This window comes from Pseudoxanthomonas sp. P4_B2 (assembly GCF_056402315.1).
This window is the reverse complement of the sequence record NZ_JBFUHQ010000001.1, coordinates 469,969-485,561: the sequence shown is the minus strand read 5'-3', so window position 1 is coordinate 485,561 and position 15,593 is coordinate 469,969. Positions and strand designations below refer to the sequence as shown.

The window sequence follows — 15,593 nt, the reverse complement described above, 5'->3', positions numbered from 1 at the left end:
TGGAATCAGCGAACGGAATCGTCGCGGACGAAGTAATACCCGCTGTAGGCGTCGATATCGCGGTCGCGGGTGAACGGGATGCGGCAGTACTGTTCGCGGTTGCTCCAGTGATCGACGACGCGATAGCCGAGGCCGGTCATGGACGCCACGAATTCGTCGCGGTTGCTGATGCGGTAGGGATGGAACGCGCGGCCGGTGGATTGCACGGTGACGAAGGTTTCGCCTTCGTAGAGCGGCATCTTGTTGACCAGCACGTGTTGCGGGCGGTTGCCCATTTTTTCCAGGAGTTGCGGCATGTCCAGGTCCACGTACTGCAATGAACCGGCAACGAGCAGGACGTTGCAATCGCGGCCGTCGGCGATGTCCGAAGTGAAGTCCAGACCTGTCGCGTTGCGTTCTTCGGCCAGCTTCGCGCCCTCGTCGATGATCGCCGGCACGTCGCATACCCGCCAGCGCATGCCCGGCGGGTATCCCACCGACGGATATCCCAGATATCGCTCCCACCCATAGAAGCTGACGCCCACATGCCCACCAAAATCGAACAGCACGGTGTTCGCATCCACGATGCGCTGCAGCCAGAACAGGACGGCGTAGTCGCTCTGACAGGCGCGCTCCATCCGGTTCCGGTACATGCCGGAGAGGGCGTCGTGGTCGTAACCGATCCGGCGCCCTTGGGGGATGGAACGCTCGGCCTCGGCGAAGCCGGGGAAGACGCCGCGAAACTTGTTGGGCGGCATGCGCGCGAAGCTGCGCGCGTAGTCCATGGCCAGGATCCGACCGATAACGGGAATCCGCCATGCATGGCGCGCGATGCGTTCGCCGGTGTCGATAAGCCCCATGCTGTAAGGATACCAGCAGATGTATATTCCGGAGCCATGGCCCGGTCGCTGATTTCCCTCGAATCCGATACTTTCGATCCCTGGAAACTCCAGGCCGTCAGTCACCAGCTGTGCGCCCATCCGCTGCTGCAGATCGAATCGCTGGTCGAGCTGGGCCGCCGGCTGGAGGCGCGCAAGCTAGTGCGCACCCACAGCGACACCGCCACCGCAGGCACCGCGTTCGGCGATGCGCCCGCGCTGCATCCCAATCAACGCAGCGCAGAGGAGACGCTCGCCGGAATCGCCGAGGCGCGCGCCTGGATGTCGTTGCTCAACGTGCAGGCCGACCCGCTTTATCGCACGCTGGTCGATGAGGTCCTGGATGCGGTCAGGCCATTCGTCGAACGCGTCGATCCCGGCATGAGCTATCGCGGCGGCTGGATCTTCGTCAGTTCGCCCGGCGCGGTCACGCCATTCCACATGGACCACGAGCACAACTTCATCCTGCAGATCCGCGGCAGCAAGAAGCTCTACACCTGGGATCCGATGGACCGCAGCATCATCAGCGAGCGAGCGCAGGAACTCTTCCACGACCAGCATTCGCGCGAGGAAGTCCGCTGGGACGAATCGTTCCGCGCCAAAGCCCGTGTCTTCGACCTGCAACCCGGCATGGGCGGTTACATGCCGTCCACCGCCGCACACATGGTCGAGAACGGAAACGAGCCGTCGATCACCGTCAGCTTCACCTATTACACCGCCGCCACGCGCCGTCGCGAGCTGCTGTATCGCGGCAACGCGCGCATGCGCAGGCATGGCTTCGATCCATCGCCTGTAGGCGCATCGCTCGCGCGCGACAACATGAAAGCCGCGCTGCTTTCCGCCTATACCGAAGGACGTGCGGGACTACTGCGGACGCTGGGCCGTGGCGTACGCGACAACAAGGTCGCCTATGCGCCTGCCTGAGCGATCTTGAGGGTTTTTATTCAGCCCTTTATTGAATTGTACGAGTTCCGCGCTTTTGCTTTTTTGCCTTTCGCCCCGTGAGTCGCGGCAAGCCCGTCGGGCAAACCCCGCAGGGGCGGCGCACAGGGATGTGCGCCGTTTCCGGAGGCGCAGAGCCTGCCCCGTACTTGATACGGGGAAGCGCCTTACGGAAATTGCCGACGGGCTTGCGGACCTGGCGGCTTCATCGCCGGGCGCGACGTAGGGTGTGCTTTCTTTGGTTACTTTCTTTGCACAAGCAAAGAAAGTGACTCGCGCAACGCGCGGCTTTCAACAGCCGAACGGCTGGTCAACGCTTTGAGCTTATGGAATTAGAAGCAAGATCAAAATGGATCCCAGCGTTCGCTGGGATGACGACCATGGGAACTTGCTTTGGGTTTATACGGGGTTCGTCTCCACTTGAGCCGAAACGCTCTAGTTCGTGCGTCTGCCCCCCAGGCGCCCTCCCGAAATCCTGGACAGCAGGATGCGCGCGTATTCGGCATCGGCTTCATGCAGGCAACGCAGCAGCCAAAGCGCCAGCAGGTAGGCCAGCACGAAGACGATACCGCCGACCGCCAGCGCAAGCAGCGGTGGATGCAGCCAGGCCGCCGGCCAGCTGCACAATGCGGCAAGGACCGCGGCAATCGCTATCCGCGACAGGCGTGCCCAAGGCAGCGACGACCGGGTCTCGCGTAGAGCCAGTTCGAGCGTGGAACACGTGCCCAACAGCGCGAGCACGGCCGATGAAACCACCGCACCCTTCAAGCCGAAATAGAACGTGCTCACGCCCGCGCCCGCCAAGCGCAGGAAGGTGAAAAGCAGGGTGAGCTTCATCAATGCGGTCTGCCGGTCGGCGCTCACCAGATAAGCGGAGGCTCCCTGCCCCAACGTGCTTGCCACGCGTGCGACCAGCAGGATGCTCAAGGCCTGTGCAGCTGGTGCGTAGGCCGGCCCGTAGAGCAGCGTGATCAACTGATGCGAGAACACCGCGCCTATCGCGATCAGCGGCGCGCCCAGGATGAACAACCACGCGGTCGAGCCGCTGATCAAGGATGCCGCCTCTTCTCTGCCCCGTCCGTAGGCGCTGGCCATCATCGGCAACAGTTGGGCGCTGAGCACGCCCGGCGCCAACAAGGCTGCGCCCAGGGCCAGGGCGTTGGCGACCTTGAACATGCCGGCTTGATCGGGACCCGCCAGCAGATTGAGGAACGGCAGCTCGATCTCGCTAGTGCCCACCGAGCCCAGGATGATGGTGAAGGCGACCACGCGTAAATGGTGGGTGATGCGCGCCTCCAGTTCGGCAGGCAACGGCGACTGTGATTGCTGCGCCGCACGCTGCATCGGGACGGTGCGCCAGTGCGATATTAGATAGAAGACCACGCCCGATACCGCATAGATCGCAACGAACGTAGGAAGCGAAGCGCGCCATGCCAGCGCAGCGGCGACCATCGCAAGATTTGCGGCCGCACTGATGCCAGCGATGACCGCGATGGACCGGAAATCCTGTCCGCCCTTGGCCAGCGCGATGTTGAACATGTACGGCGCACGTAAAAGCACCGAGGCGACGATGAGACCCAGGACCCACAGATCCAGAGCCGGGGCGATGCGATGACGGGTTGCGTACAACAACACCGATACGCCGACGGCGACCAACAGCAACATGAGTCTCTGCAACCGTTGCAGTTTCCGAATCAACGCGCCGACCAGATCCACTCGACCCGATCCATTCAACTCGGCCACGAACTTGATGGCGGCCGTGGTGATGCCGGCATTGGCCACGATCACGGCCGTGGACACGATCCAGATCAGCAGGCTGTAGATGCCCAGGTCCGCAGGGCCCAGCGCACGCGCGATCAGGATCGAGGCGATCAGGCCGAACAGGTATTCGATATAGAGGCCGGCCGACGAATAGGCGGCGTTGGAAAGGGTCTTGCCGCGCGCGCTCATGGCCTCAGCGACCCGGACCGATGGCAGGCAAGCGAATCTTGCGACGCCCTTGCATCTTCCTACTGCAGCCCATGGAACCCCCGGTCAGGATGCGAGCAGTCTAGCGCGGCCGCCTCCTGCAAGCGGCCGACCTCAAGCACCGATTCCGGACATGGCTTCGCGGCCCTAGGGACCGCGAACCATTGAGATGGAGGCCTGGGTCGGAATTGAACCGGCGTACGCGGCTTTGCAGGCCGCTGCATAACCACTCTGCCACCAGGCCGGTGACTGTCACGCCGAGACTGGCGCAATCGCAGGACCTTTTCAAGCGTCCTACAAAACAAAACCCCGCGAACGGGGTTTCGTCGTGAAACTGGAGCGGGAAAAGGGACTCGAACCCTCGACCCCGACCTTGGCAAGGTCGTGCTCTACCAACTGAGCTATTCCCGCGTAGTGAGGGGCGGAATTTTACCGTCCTTACGAGAACTGTCAACAGCCGCTTGTTCATCCTCTCGCAAGGTCGGCCATGCGGCACGCAGATATTGCATCCCGGACCACAGCGTGAGGATGGCGGCAATGGCCAATAACCAGTCCCCGATATGGAAAACAGGTACACCCATCCAGATGTTGACTTGCGGCTGACTGGCCGGTGTCACCGAATAAAGCAGACAGCCCAGCGCCACCATCTGCACGATGGTCTTGAACTTGCCCAGGGCGGCTACCTTGACCTTCGCGCGCTGACCGAGCTCGGCCATCCATTCGCGCAGCGCGGACACCGCGATTTCGCGTCCGACGATGACCGCCGCCCAGAACGCCATCCACGGCGTGGGGTGGCCCTGCACGATCAGAAACAGCGCCACCGCCACCATCAACTTGTCGGCGACCGGGTCCAGGAAGGCGCCGAAGGCGGAATACTGGTTATAGCGGCGCGCGATCCAGCCATCCAGCCAGTCGGTCAGCGCCGCCAGCACAAATACGAATACCGCGGCGAAGTTGGTCCAGACATAAGGCAGGTAGAACACCGCGACCAGTACCGGGATCAGCACGATCCTCAGCAGGGTCAACCAGGTGGGAACAGTCAACTTCATTACGAGCCTTGTTCGCTTCCTGCAGCCGGAGGCGCCACCGAGGGCGCCAGCCCATGCAGGTTAGCGTAGATTCGTTCGGCCAGTGCGGCGTTGATGCCGTCCACACGGGCGATCTCGTCGATGCCTGCTGCCTTCAGGCCGACGATACCGCCGAAATGCTTGAGCAGGCTGGCGCGGCGGCGCGGGCCGATGCCGGCGATATCCTCCAGCTTGCTGGTCATGCGCGCCTTCTGGCGCTTGCCGCGGTGGCCGGTGATGGCGAAGCGGTGCGCCTCATCGCGCACTTGCTGAACCAACTGCAACGCGGGCGAGGCAGCCCCAGGCCGCACTTCGCGGCCATCGGCCAGGATCAGGGTCTCGTGGCCCGCGCGGCGCTCTTCGCCCTTGGCCACGCCGACCAGCGTCACGCTGTCCACGCCCAGTTCGGCCAGCGCGGATCGCGCTTGGGTCAATTGCCCCGCACCGCCGTCGATGAGCAGCACCTCGGGCAGTACTCCCCCCTCTTCCACCGCACGGCGGAATCGGCGTTCTATCGCCTGGCGCATGGCCGCGTAGTCGTCGCCAGGCTCGATGCCCGTGATGTTGTAGCGGCGGTACTGCGAACGCACCGGCCCGTTGGCGTCGAATACCACACAGGAAGCGACCGTGGCCTCGCCCATGGTGTGGCTGATGTCGAAGCATTCGACACGCTTTGCCGGCTCCGACAGGCCCAGCAGGTCGCGCAGCGCCTCGTTGCGCACCTGCTGCGCGTTGCGGCTGGACAGTTCGCTGGCCAGGGTGATCTCGGCGTTGCGGGTCGCTAGCTGCAAGTAACCGGCGCGTTCGCCGCGCACGTTCCATTTCAGCTGCACCTTGCGTTCGGCGGCGGCCGACAATGCGGTCTCGATCAGCGCAGCGTCGGGAATTTCGCGATCCAGCACGATTTCCTGCGGTGGGGTCTGTTCGGCGTAGTACTGCGACACGAATGCCGACAGCACCTCCGCCGCGCTGTCCTCGCCGTTGGTCTTCGGGAAAAAGGATCGGGTGCCCAGGTTGCGGCCGTCGCGGAACGCCAGCAACAACACGCATGCGCCCGTACCCTGCATGGCGCAGGCCAGCACGTCCAGATCGGCCGCGCGTCCGTCGACGTATTGGCGGGATTGCATGCTGCGCAACGAGCCGATCAGATCGCGCAGGCGTGCGGCCTGTTCGAAATCCAGGCGCGCGCTGGCGGCCTCCATCGCGCTGCCCAACTCGGCGGTCAGTTCGTCACTGCGTCCGTCCAGGAACAGCGCGGCGCGGCGTACCGAATCCGCATAATCCGGCACCTGCACCAGACCCACGCACGGCGCGCTGCAACGACCGATCTGGTGCTGCAGGCAGGGTCGGGTGCGGTTGCGGAACACGCTGTCCTCGCAATTGCGGATCTTGAACAGCTTCTGCATCAGGTTGAGCGTGTCGCGCACCGCGCCGACGCCTGGGTACGGACCGAAATAACGCCCCGGTACCGCCCGCGGGCCGCGATGCATGGCGATGCGCGGCCACTGCTCAGTGGTGAGCAGAACGTAGGGATAGCTCTTGTCGTCCCGCAACGAGACATTGAAACGCGGCATCAGCGACTTGATCAGCTGGTTTTCCAGCAGCAGCGCTTCGCCCTCGGTGCGGGTGACGGTGACATCCATGCGCGCCACCTGGGCGAGCATGGCGTAGGTGCGGGGACTCTTGGGCGTGTTGCTGAAATAGCTGGCCACGCGCTTGCGCAACGCACCGGCCTTGCCGACATAGAGCAGGCTGTCGTCGGCCGCGTACATACGATAAACGCCAGGCGCGGTACTCAGTCCCGCCGCGTATTCCTTGCCGTCGAATCCGGTTGCCACGCCTGCGCCACTCACTCGTCGATCGCAACCCGGCCCAGTTCACCGGTGGAGAGGTCGTAGCGCAGGATGGCGTGCGCATCCGTTTCGGCGATCCACAGCGCGCCCGCCGCGATCGAGAGGCCAGCGACGCCGTGCAGGCGGCGCGACAACGGCACCGTGGCCACTTCGCCGCCGCCCAGCCGTAAGGTGCGCAGGCTGCCGTTGCCGCTATCGGCGATCCACAGCAACGGCGAATCGGGGCTCAAGGCGATGGCTTGCGGGTTCTGCAGGCGCGCGCGTTCGCGTGGGCCGTCGGCATCGCCGAATTCCCAGCTGCCCTGTCCCACCAAGGTTTGCACGGTGTCGTTGCGTAGTTGCAGGGAACGTACCGCCGAACCCAGCGCGTCGCAGACGTACAGCATCTGTTGCACCGCAGCCAACGCCACCGGCTGGGCGAAGGCGGCCATCGGCCCGCTACCGTCGCGCACCTCCAGCTGGCCTGAGCCGGCACGGAAAGTCAGCTCGCCGCGCCCCAGCCCATAGGTCCAGATGCGGTTGTCGCCGGCCAGGGCCAGATGTACCTCGCTATCGGTCGCGGCCACCGCCTGCGGTTGGTTCAAAGCCACGTCCCGCGCCGAGGCGACGATGCCTTCCACCGGTTCCCCCGCGCGCCCATTGCCGCAGATCGTGTCCACGCGTCCGCTGCGCAGCATGATGCGGCGCAGGGCGTGGTTGCCGGTATCGGCCACGTACAGGACGTCTCGCACCAGCGACAAGCCTTGCGGGCGCCGGAATGCGGCCTGTTCCAGATCGCCGTCGACGAAATCCGCTGTACTCATGCCGAACTGGCGCAGCACGCGACCGGTATGGTTGCATTCCAAGATGCGGTGATGGCCGCTGTCGGCCACATAGAGGCGATCGGCGGTGGCTGCGATGCCGCTGGGGAAACGCAAGGGCAAGCGCGGCTCCGCTGCGGTCTCCGTCGTCGCACGGGCGTCGTCGTCGGTCGGCATCGGCAGCCCATCGCACAACGCCGCCAGCGGCCGCTCCAGCTCGGCCGTCGAATCCAGTCCGACCACCCGCTTGCGTATCTGGCCGTTGGCGTCGATCAACAGCACCGTGGGCCAGGCTTCCACCCCGAAGCGCTGCCATGCGTGCCAGTCGCCGTCGTGCAGGATCGGGAACGATATGCCCTGCCGGCGCAGCTGCTTCAACACATACTGGGGGTCGCGTTCGCAATCGAAACGCGGTACGTGCACCGCCAGCGGCTGCAGGCGGCCGGGATAACGGGTGTGCAGTTGGGCGAGATCGCGCAGACGCTGCCAGGACCATGCGGAAGCCGCATTGACGAACGCCAGCGCCACCACACGCCCGCGCTGCTCATGCAGCGAGCTCGACGGAGCATTGAGCCATTGCAGGCTCTTGGGAAGTTCAGGGGCCGGAGCGCTAGTCATCAGTCCCTGATTATGCCGGAGTCCCACTCCGCGCACAGGCGAGTCACGACCGCCCGTGCGGCCGAATCGACCAGTCGCCAAGCGTGCTCGAACTCGGCAGACCCGCCGCTATAGGGATCCGGAACAGCACATCCCTCGTGGACTCCCGCCCACTCCGTCAGCAGGACCACCCTGTCGTGCTTGGAGGGCGGGGCCTCGCGCAGCACATCGCGCAGGTTCTGGTCATCGGCGCACAGCAACCAGTCGAAGTCGGCGTAGTCGCGTTGGCGCAACTGCCGGGCCCGCAGCATGGAGATATCCACCCCATGCCCACGCGCGCAGGCAATGGCGCGTGGATCCGGCGGCTGACCGGCATGCCAGTCGCCGGTCCCCGCGGAATCGACCTGCACCCGTCCTGCGAGCGGCGAGGCGTCGATGCGCGCGCGCAAGGCGCCTTCAGCTAGCGGCGACCGGCAGATATTGCCCAGGCAGATGACTAGCAGTTTCAATGCCCACCTTCGGCCAGATAGGCCTCCGCGCGCGCCAGATCTTCTGGGGTGTCGACGCCCGGCGGGAATGCTTCGGGCGTCAACGCGACAGCGATGCGGAAGCCTGCTTCCAGCACGCGCAGCTGTTCCAATGACTCGATCGTCTCCAACCGCCCTGGCGGCATCTTCGCGAACTTCCGCAGGAAGCCTGCGCGGTAGGCGTAGATGCCGATATGCCGCAGCCATTCTCCCCACGGCAACGTGTCGCGATCCTGGGCGAAGGCATCGCGATGCCAGGGAATCGGCGCGCGGCTGAAGTACAGCGCATCGCCCCACCCCGCCTCGGACGCGGTGCGCACCAGCTTCACCGTATTGGGATCGAACAGGGCCGCGACCTCCGTTACCGGCGTAGCCAGTGTGGCCATCTGCGCGCCGCTGGCGGCCAGGGTTTCGGCGACGGCGCAGATCCCACTTGCGGGAGCGAAAGGTTCGTCGCCCTGCAGGTTCACGATCAGGGTCTCGTCCGTCCAGCCTGCGATGTCGGCGCATTCGGCCAGCCGATCGCTGCCCGATACGTGCGCGGCGGACGTCATGGCCACGCGCACTCCGCTATCGCGCAGGGCATCGGCGATGCGCTGGTCGTCCGCCGCAACCCATACCTCACGCGCACCGGCAGCCAGCGCGCGGCGTGCGACATGCACAACCAAGGGTTCGCCGCCTAGCAGGCGCAATGGCTTCCCGGGCAAACGCGAAGCCGCGTAGCGGGCAGGAATGGCCACGACGAAATCGGTTGTCATGCGCTATTCGCTCCTCGTTTCGGCAATTTCTCCAAAAGTGCGACCCAGAACGCTTCCGGAAGCTCCGCGGTCACCGGTACGCTGTAGTGCCATTCGTTGGCGAAGCTGGCGCATTTGACCGCATCCTTCTCCGTCATCAACACCGGCAGTTCGCTACCGAAATCGAAATCGCTGGCGACGTAATGATGATGGTCGGCGAACGCATGCGGCACCACGCCGATGCCGAGGCCGCGCAGCATCTCGAAGAAGCGCTTCGGATTGCCGATTCCCGCCACCGCGTGCACGCGATGGCCGCCGAATGAGGTCAACGGCAGGCTGCGGCCGCCCCGCAGCGGCGCCGCATGATCGGCGCGCAGCAGCATGGACCATTCGCCGAAGCTGGCTTCGCCTCCGTTGACCACGCGGAAATCGCATACCGCACCGCGTTGCGCCGGTTCGCGCAAGGGACCGGCAGGAAGGAGACGGTTGTTTCCGTAGCGGCGCCCGCCGTCGATCACTTCTATCTCCACGTCACGGCGCAGGCGGTAATGCTGGAGGCCATCGTCGCAGACGATCACATCGCATCCGGCGGCGACCAGCGCAAGTGCGGCGGAGCTGCGGTTGCGGTCTACGCGCACCTTCGCCCCGGTGTGTCGCGCGATCAGCACCGGTTCGTCGCCGCCGTCGGATGGGGCGGTGCCGCCTTCCACCCATGCCGCGGTGGCTTCGTTGCGCCTTCCATAGCCGCGGCTGGCTACGCCCGGAGTCCAGCCTTCACTCTGCAACCGCTGCACCAGGGCGATGGTCAGCGGCGTTTTTCCGGTGCCGCCGACAGAAATGTTGCCGACCACTACCACCGGCACCGGGACCTGGCGACTACGCAGGACGCCCGCGCGAAATAATTTGGCGCGCAAAGCGACCACCCAACCGTACAGGCCGGCCAGCATCCGTGCGGACAACGGAGGCGCCGCGTCGCCATACCAATACGCGGGGGTCTTGTCCTGCGACTTGCTCACTCGGCCTCGCGGAATTGCATGCCGTGCAGGTGCGAATACAATCCGCCCTTGGCCAATAGCTCGGCGTGCGTGCCCTGCTCTACCAGCTTGCCGTGATCCAGTACCAGCACCTGATCGGCGTGTTCGATTGTGGACAGGCGATGGGCGATGACCAAGGTGGTGCGATCGGGCATCAGCTTCTGCAAAGCGTTCTGCACCAGGCGTTCGGATTCGTTGTCCAGGGCGGCCGTGGCTTCATCCAGGATCAGGATTGGCGCGTCGCGCAGGATCGCGCGCGCGATGGCCAGGCGCTGGCGCTGGCCGCCGGAGAGCAAGGCACCGTTCTCGCCGATGGCGGTGTCCATCTGCTGCGGCAGACGCTCGATGAATTCCCAGGCATTGGCCGCTTCCGCGGCCGCGCGTAGTTTTGCGGCGTCTGCCGGTGCGCCATAGGCGATGTTGGTACCGATGCTGTCGTCGAACAGCATCACCTTCTGCCCCACCAGCGCGATCTGCCGGCGCAGGTCCGCAAGCTTGTATTCGTCCAGAGGCACACCGTCCAGGGTGATGAGACCCGCCGACGGCTGGTAGAAGCGCGGCACCAGCCGCACCAGACTGGTTTTGCCGCTGCCGGAGCGGCCGACGATGGCGGTAACCGTGCCGGGCCGCGCGGTGAAACTGATATCGCTGAGTACCAGCCCATCGTGTCTCGAATAACTCAGGCTCACGTGATCGAACACCAGCTCGCCGCGCGCTCGTACGAGGGACACCTGTCCGCGGTCTTGTTCTTCGGGTGCATCCAACACACTGAAAAGGCGTTCGGCCGCAGCTACACCGCGTGAAATCTGGGTCTGGATGCTGGTGATCCGCCGCAGGGACGGAATGATCGCCATCATCGAGGTCATCAGGGTCACGAACTGGCCCGCGTTCAACCTGCCGCCCAGCGCTTCACGCGTCGCCACCCAAACGATTGCCGCAAGCGCGAAGGCGGCCAGGAACTGGACCGTGCCCGAAGCCAGCGCACGGGTCGTTTCGACCTTCATGTTCAGGCTGAGGATCCGATTGGCGAGTTTCGCGTAGCGTGCAGTCTCAAGCGCTTGGGCGCCGTGCACTTTCACATCCTGCTGCGCCGACAACGACTGCTCGGCGCTGTGCGCCATCTTGCCCATCCCATCCTGGATGCCGCCGCTGATCTTCCGGTAACGCTTGCCCACAAAGGACACGATCACCCCTATCAACGGAGCGATGATAACCAGGGCCAAGGTGACCTTGATGCTCATTTGCAGCATCAGGACGATCATGGCGACGATGGTCAGACTGTCGGCCACTATGGTTTTCAACGCGTCCGCACTGGCCTGGGTGACCTGTTCGGTATCGAAATTGAGCCGGCTCACCATGATCGGAGTGGCTTCGGTATCGAAATGGGAGGAAGGCAGCCGCAGGTACTTCGACAATACCTGCTCGCGCAGGTCTCGAACCACACTGCGTCCGGTACGGGCCATGCCGTAGTCCGATACGAATGTGGCGAGGCTGCGCATCACGAACAAGCCGATGATCGCAAGCGGCAGAAACGTCGCCATGTAGGGCTCGGGCTTTACGAAGCCGCGATTGACCAGCGGATCCATCAAACGCACGAAACCATATCCGGCGGATGCTTCCACGATCATGCCCAGCAGAGCCGCCCCAAGGAACCACTTGTAGCGCCCCGTATATCCAAGCAAACGTTTGTAGATCGGCCAGACCGGCGGTGGCACCTTGTTCATTTTTTCTGCTCGGGCGCGGTGGCGATCAGGATGCGTCGGAATCCGAGTTGCCCCAGCGCGTCGTACGCGGTGACTACCGCCTGATGCTGGGTGCGCGCATCGGCCCGCAGCAACACCGTGCGATTGCGATCGCTACCCCCGGCTGCGGCTAGCGCCTGCTTGAGCGCGTCGATGTCGGTGCGCAGTACCTCCTGATCGCCCACGAAGTAACGACCCTCGGCATTGATCAGCACGCTCAGCGACTTGGTCTGGTCGGCGATCGGTTCGCCTTTCGCGTTGGGCAGTTGCAGTTGCAGGGTGGAACGCGCGTCGAAGGTGGTCGTGATCACGAAAAAGATGATCAGCACCAGGATGACGTCGATCAACGGAATCAGGTTGATTTCGGGTTCGTCGTGGGCGCGGTCGTCGCGGATGCGCATCGGCGAGCTCAGCCCAATGTCGTCGCAGTGGCAGGATCGGCCGAAGCCGCCCGGGTAGTACGTGCGGCTACTACGGCCCTGGCGTCCAATGCATCCAGCAACGCGGTGGCCTGTTGCTCCATATCGATCACATAGCCAACCACGCGGCCACGGAAATAGCGATGGAACATCAGTGCCGGAATCGCCACGATCATGCCGGTGGCCGTACACACCAACGCCTTGCCGATGCCGCCGGCCAGTTGATTCACATCGCCCACGCCGTGGTCCAGGATGCCCAGGAACATCTGGATCATGCCCACCACCGTGCCCAGCAGCCCCAGCAACGGACCTGCGGCGGCGATGGTGCCTAGCGTGTTCAGGAATTTCTCCATCCGGTGCACCAGGTGCCGGCCGGTATCCTCGATGCGTTCGCGGATCTGCTCGCGCGGACGGTTGCGCATGTCCAGCGCCGCGGCCAGCAACGCGCCCAGCGGAGAGTTGCGGCGCAGGGATTCGATATGGGCCGGATCCAGCTGGCCGCGCGCGGCCCAACTGCGTACTTCCTCGCCCAGGTTGGGGGGCAGCACTTCCTTGCGCCGCAAGGTCCAGAACCGCTCGATCACTATCGCCAGCGCCAATACCGCCAGCAACAACAAGGGAATCATGGGCCATCCACCGGCCTTGACCAATTCCAGCACTTTCAGTCCTCCGGCACTCGGGGCCGTTCGTTCGCAGGCCGATAGGATAGCGTAGCCGCCTCCCGCAGCCTCACTGCGTCCCAAAGCCGGGCCTGGTCGCGACGCCGTTCACGCACCTGCAAGCCCCGCCTGCCCAGCCAGAGGCGGATTGCGCCGCTGTCCGCGGTATTCAGCACTTCCGCGCCATGGCTCTGCCAGCGGCTCACGACTTCCCGTTTGGGATGGCCGAAGCGATTGGCGAAGCCTGCCGATACCAGCGCCAGGCGCGCACCCGTCGCGGCCACGAAATCGGAGTCGGACGAGCCGCCGCTGCCGTGATGTGCCGCCAGCACCACGTCGGCGCGAATGCCGGCGGGATCGCGTCGCAGCAGTTCGCGCTCGATCACTTCGCCTATGTCCCCGGTCAGCAATACTGCGCCGTGCCCGCTTTCTATCCGCAGCACGCAGCTGGCTTCGTTGCCGAGATAAGGAAAATGCCGCGTCGGATGGAGGAAGCGGAATCCCACCCCGTCCCATCGCCAAGACTGCCCCGCCACGCACGGCGAGTCGGCTGGCACCGGCGAGCCTTCCGGAGTCAAGGATTCGCCTATCGGAAGCAGCGCGCTTACGGAAGCGAAACCGCCCGCGTGATCGTTATCCCCATGGCTGAGAACGACCCGATCCAGCCGCGCCACCCCCAGCGCGCGCAGTGCGGGCACGACCGCGCGCTCTCCGGCGTCGAAACCATCGCGCACCGCCGGCCCAGTGTCGTATAGCAACACATGGTCCGCCGTGCGGACCAGCACCGAGAGCCCCTGCCCTACGTCGATCACCAGCAATTCCACTTCGCCTTGCATCGGCGATTCCAGATCCGGCGATAGCAGCGGCAGCCACAGCAGTACGGCCAGCCGCTTGCCTGGCACACCACGCGGCAATAGCAGCCAGAACGCACCCAGCAAGGCCAACGGCAAGGCGTACCAAGCCGCTTCCGGCAGCCACCATAAGGAAAAACGGCTTTCCGCCAGCTCGGTGAACAGCGGCCAGGTGAGATCGAAACACCATGCGGCGACACGCCATGCCCAGCCACCGGCACCCGTATGCATGGCCTCCAGCGCAGTGCCTACCAGCGACAGCGGCACCACGACCAGACTCCACCAGGGAATCGCGATCAGATTGACCAACGGACCCACTGCCGAAGCCTGGCCGAACAGCACTACCGTCAGCGGCAACAATCCCAACGTGGCCACCCCTTGTGCGGATAGAAACCCTTTCGCCCAATGCTGCGACTGCGGCAAGCACCATGCCAGCCAGGCGACACCGGCGAAACTGAGCCAGAAGCCCGCAGCAAGCACCGACAGCGGATCGAAAAGCAACACCGCGATCACCGCCAGAGCCAGCGAATCGACGATCCTCGCTTGGCGCCGCGAAAGCCGGGCCAGCACCACCACCGCGATCATCAGCACGGTGCGCGCAGTGGGTAATGCGAAACCGGCGAGTGCCGCATAGCCGAATGCTCCAAGCAACCCTGCCAAGCCAGCGATCTGCGGTCGTGGGACGCGTCGCGCCCAGAGAGGAACGCATCGCCACAGTCCTGCGGCGCACAGTGCGAAGAATCCCGCCACCAAACCGACGTGGAAACCGGAAATCGCGATCAGATGGGTCACACCGGTGGCGCGCAGGATCTCCCAGTCCCGGTCCTCGAGTCCGCGCGTATCGCCCAACGCCAACGCGCGTACGTAACGCGAGGAAGCCGAAGGCACCACACCCTGGATGCGCGCGGACATGCCTTCTCGCCAAGCGTCGATACCTTGCGGTTTCGACCGCTGCCGTGCTCGGCCGGCCTCGCGCACATATCCAGTGGCGGCGATACGCTGGGAAAGCGCATGGCGCTCGCTGTCGAATCCGCCTGGATTGCTCAACCCTCGTGGCGCCCGCACTTGCACCACCATTTTCCAGCGCGCGCCCGCACGCAATTGCGTACGCGGCCCCGGCTCTTTCGCATCGAAATCGTCGTACCAAGAAAGTTGCAGCGATTTTCCGCGCAAGGGTTCCGGTTGAGCGGCATCGTTATCGATTCGGAATCGGAAGCGCGTGCGCCGCGATTCGGCTTGGGGAAGATCGTCGATGCGTCCTTCGACGATCAGGTCGCGCTTTTCCCACGAGGGCGGAAGCTGCGCGGAGAGCACCATCGTCGCCTGCGCTCCGGCCCAGCCGAACCCGATCAGGCACGCCCCCAACCAGCGCCAGCGCAATCCGCACCGCCACCACACCAGCCCGGATGCGATGCACATGGCCTGGACCGGCCATGAAAGCAGGATCGGCAACAACAGGCATGCACCTGCGCCAACCAGCAATGCCAGGGCGCTGGCGACGCCGAATACGGAAGTAGTTCCATTGCCCGTGGGCATGAAG

Annotated in this window: 12 protein-coding genes, 2 tRNA genes and 1 pseudogene; 1 reads left to right on the top strand and 14 read right to left on the bottom strand. The window is 64.6% G+C overall.

The window, feature by feature from the left end; genetic code table 11:
- Positions 1-5 precede the first annotated feature (5 nt).
- Positions 6-839, bottom strand: coding sequence for a methyltransferase, TIGR04325 family (locus tag AC1DTQ_RS02180; RefSeq protein WP_477847568.1), 834 nt, complete (start codon positions 837-839; stop codon positions 6-8).
- 36 nt (positions 840-875) lie between these two features.
- On the opposite strand from AC1DTQ_RS02180, the gene AC1DTQ_RS02175 reads away from it, so the two are divergent.
- On the top strand, positions 876-1,781 hold the full coding sequence (locus AC1DTQ_RS02175) for a cupin-like domain-containing protein (RefSeq protein ID WP_477847567.1): 906 nt from the start codon (positions 876-878) through the stop codon (positions 1,779-1,781).
- A gap of 453 nt (positions 1,782-2,234) precedes the next feature.
- Here the strand turns inward: AC1DTQ_RS02175 and AC1DTQ_RS02170 are convergent, their stop codons facing one another.
- From AC1DTQ_RS02170 to AC1DTQ_RS02110, 13 genes and pseudogenes are all read right to left on the bottom strand, one after another.
- Positions 2,235-3,749, bottom strand: a complete 1,515-nt coding sequence (locus AC1DTQ_RS02170; protein WP_477847566.1) for an oligosaccharide flippase family protein — start codon at positions 3,747-3,749, stop codon at positions 2,235-2,237.
- Between the two features lie 188 nt (positions 3,750-3,937).
- Positions 3,938-4,011 (bottom strand) — tRNA-Cys (locus AC1DTQ_RS02165).
- A gap of 91 nt (positions 4,012-4,102) precedes the next feature.
- Positions 4,103-4,178 (bottom strand) — tRNA-Gly (locus AC1DTQ_RS02160).
- Complete coding sequence (gene pgsA / locus AC1DTQ_RS02155; RefSeq protein WP_477847565.1) at positions 4,169-4,816, bottom strand: CDP-diacylglycerol--glycerol-3-phosphate 3-phosphatidyltransferase; 648 nt, start codon at positions 4,814-4,816, stop codon at positions 4,169-4,171. The genes AC1DTQ_RS02160 and pgsA overlap by 10 nt, the downstream gene beginning before the upstream one ends.
- Positions 4,816-6,672, bottom strand: coding sequence for an excinuclease ABC subunit UvrC (gene uvrC, locus AC1DTQ_RS02150; RefSeq protein WP_477847564.1), 1,857 nt, complete (start codon positions 6,670-6,672; stop codon positions 4,816-4,818). Before uvrC ends, pgsA begins: the two co-directional genes overlap by 1 nt.
- Before the next feature lie 11 nt (positions 6,673-6,683).
- Complete coding sequence (locus AC1DTQ_RS02145; RefSeq protein WP_477847562.1) at positions 6,684-8,105, bottom strand: hypothetical protein; 1,422 nt, start codon at positions 8,103-8,105, stop codon at positions 6,684-6,686.
- Positions 8,105-8,593, bottom strand: a complete 489-nt coding sequence (locus tag AC1DTQ_RS02140) for a low molecular weight protein-tyrosine-phosphatase (RefSeq protein WP_477847561.1) — start codon at positions 8,591-8,593, stop codon at positions 8,105-8,107. Before AC1DTQ_RS02140 ends, AC1DTQ_RS02145 begins: the two co-directional genes overlap by 1 nt.
- A complete protein-coding gene (gene kdsB, locus AC1DTQ_RS02135) occupies positions 8,590-9,369 on the bottom strand; it encodes a 3-deoxy-manno-octulosonate cytidylyltransferase (RefSeq protein WP_477847560.1) in 780 nt (259 codons plus the stop codon). Before kdsB ends, AC1DTQ_RS02140 begins: the two co-directional genes overlap by 4 nt.
- The gene (gene lpxK, locus AC1DTQ_RS02130) at positions 9,366-10,364 is read right to left on the bottom strand and encodes a tetraacyldisaccharide 4'-kinase (RefSeq protein WP_477847559.1); all 999 of its coding nucleotides are present in this window, start codon (positions 10,362-10,364) and stop codon (positions 9,366-9,368) included. Before lpxK ends, kdsB begins: the two co-directional genes overlap by 4 nt.
- The gene (gene msbA, locus AC1DTQ_RS02125; protein ID WP_477847557.1) at positions 10,361-12,106 is read right to left on the bottom strand and encodes a lipid A export permease/ATP-binding protein MsbA; all 1,746 of its coding nucleotides are present in this window, start codon (positions 12,104-12,106) and stop codon (positions 10,361-10,363) included. The genes lpxK and msbA overlap by 4 nt, the downstream gene beginning before the upstream one ends.
- Positions 12,103-12,525, bottom strand: coding sequence for an ExbD/TolR family protein (locus AC1DTQ_RS02120; RefSeq protein ID WP_477848344.1), 423 nt, complete (start codon positions 12,523-12,525; stop codon positions 12,103-12,105). The genes msbA and AC1DTQ_RS02120 overlap by 4 nt, the downstream gene beginning before the upstream one ends.
- An 8-nt stretch (positions 12,526-12,533) precedes the next feature.
- Positions 12,534-13,202: a MotA/TolQ/ExbB proton channel family protein gene (locus AC1DTQ_RS02115; protein ID WP_477848343.1), complete on the bottom strand. Its 669-nt coding sequence runs from the start codon at positions 13,200-13,202 to the stop codon at positions 12,534-12,536.
- Positions 13,096-15,589 (bottom strand): annotated as a pseudogene (locus AC1DTQ_RS02110) (DNA internalization-related competence protein ComEC/Rec2); the annotation flags it as partial. The pseudogene AC1DTQ_RS02110 and the gene AC1DTQ_RS02115, both read right to left, overlap by 107 nt.
- Between the last annotated feature and the right edge of the window lie 4 nt (positions 15,590-15,593).

What these genes read in the sequence shown, in the direction of transcription:
- AC1DTQ_RS02180 (WP_477847568.1), bottom strand. Translation starts at nt 839, where the DNA reads ATGGGGCTTATCGACACCGGCGAACGCATCGCGCGCCATGCATGGCGG.
- AC1DTQ_RS02175 (WP_477847567.1), top strand. Translation starts at nt 876, where the DNA reads ATGGCCCGGTCGCTGATTTCCCTCGAATCCGATACTTTCGATCCCTGG.
- AC1DTQ_RS02170 (WP_477847566.1), bottom strand. Translation starts at nt 3,749, where the DNA reads ATGAGCGCGCGCGGCAAGACCCTTTCCAACGCCGCCTATTCGTCGGCC.
- pgsA (WP_477847565.1), bottom strand. Translation starts at nt 4,816, where the DNA reads ATGAAGTTGACTGTTCCCACCTGGTTGACCCTGCTGAGGATCGTGCTG.
- AC1DTQ_RS02145 (WP_477847562.1), bottom strand. Translation starts at nt 8,105, where the DNA reads ATGACTAGCGCTCCGGCCCCTGAACTTCCCAAGAGCCTGCAATGGCTC.
- kdsB (WP_477847560.1), bottom strand. Translation starts at nt 9,369, where the DNA reads ATGACAACCGATTTCGTCGTGGCCATTCCTGCCCGCTACGCGGCTTCG.
- msbA (WP_477847557.1), bottom strand. Translation starts at nt 12,106, where the DNA reads ATGAACAAGGTGCCACCGCCGGTCTGGCCGATCTACAAACGTTTGCTT.
- AC1DTQ_RS02120 (WP_477848344.1), bottom strand. Translation starts at nt 12,525, where the DNA reads ATGCGCATCCGCGACGACCGCGCCCACGACGAACCCGAAATCAACCTG.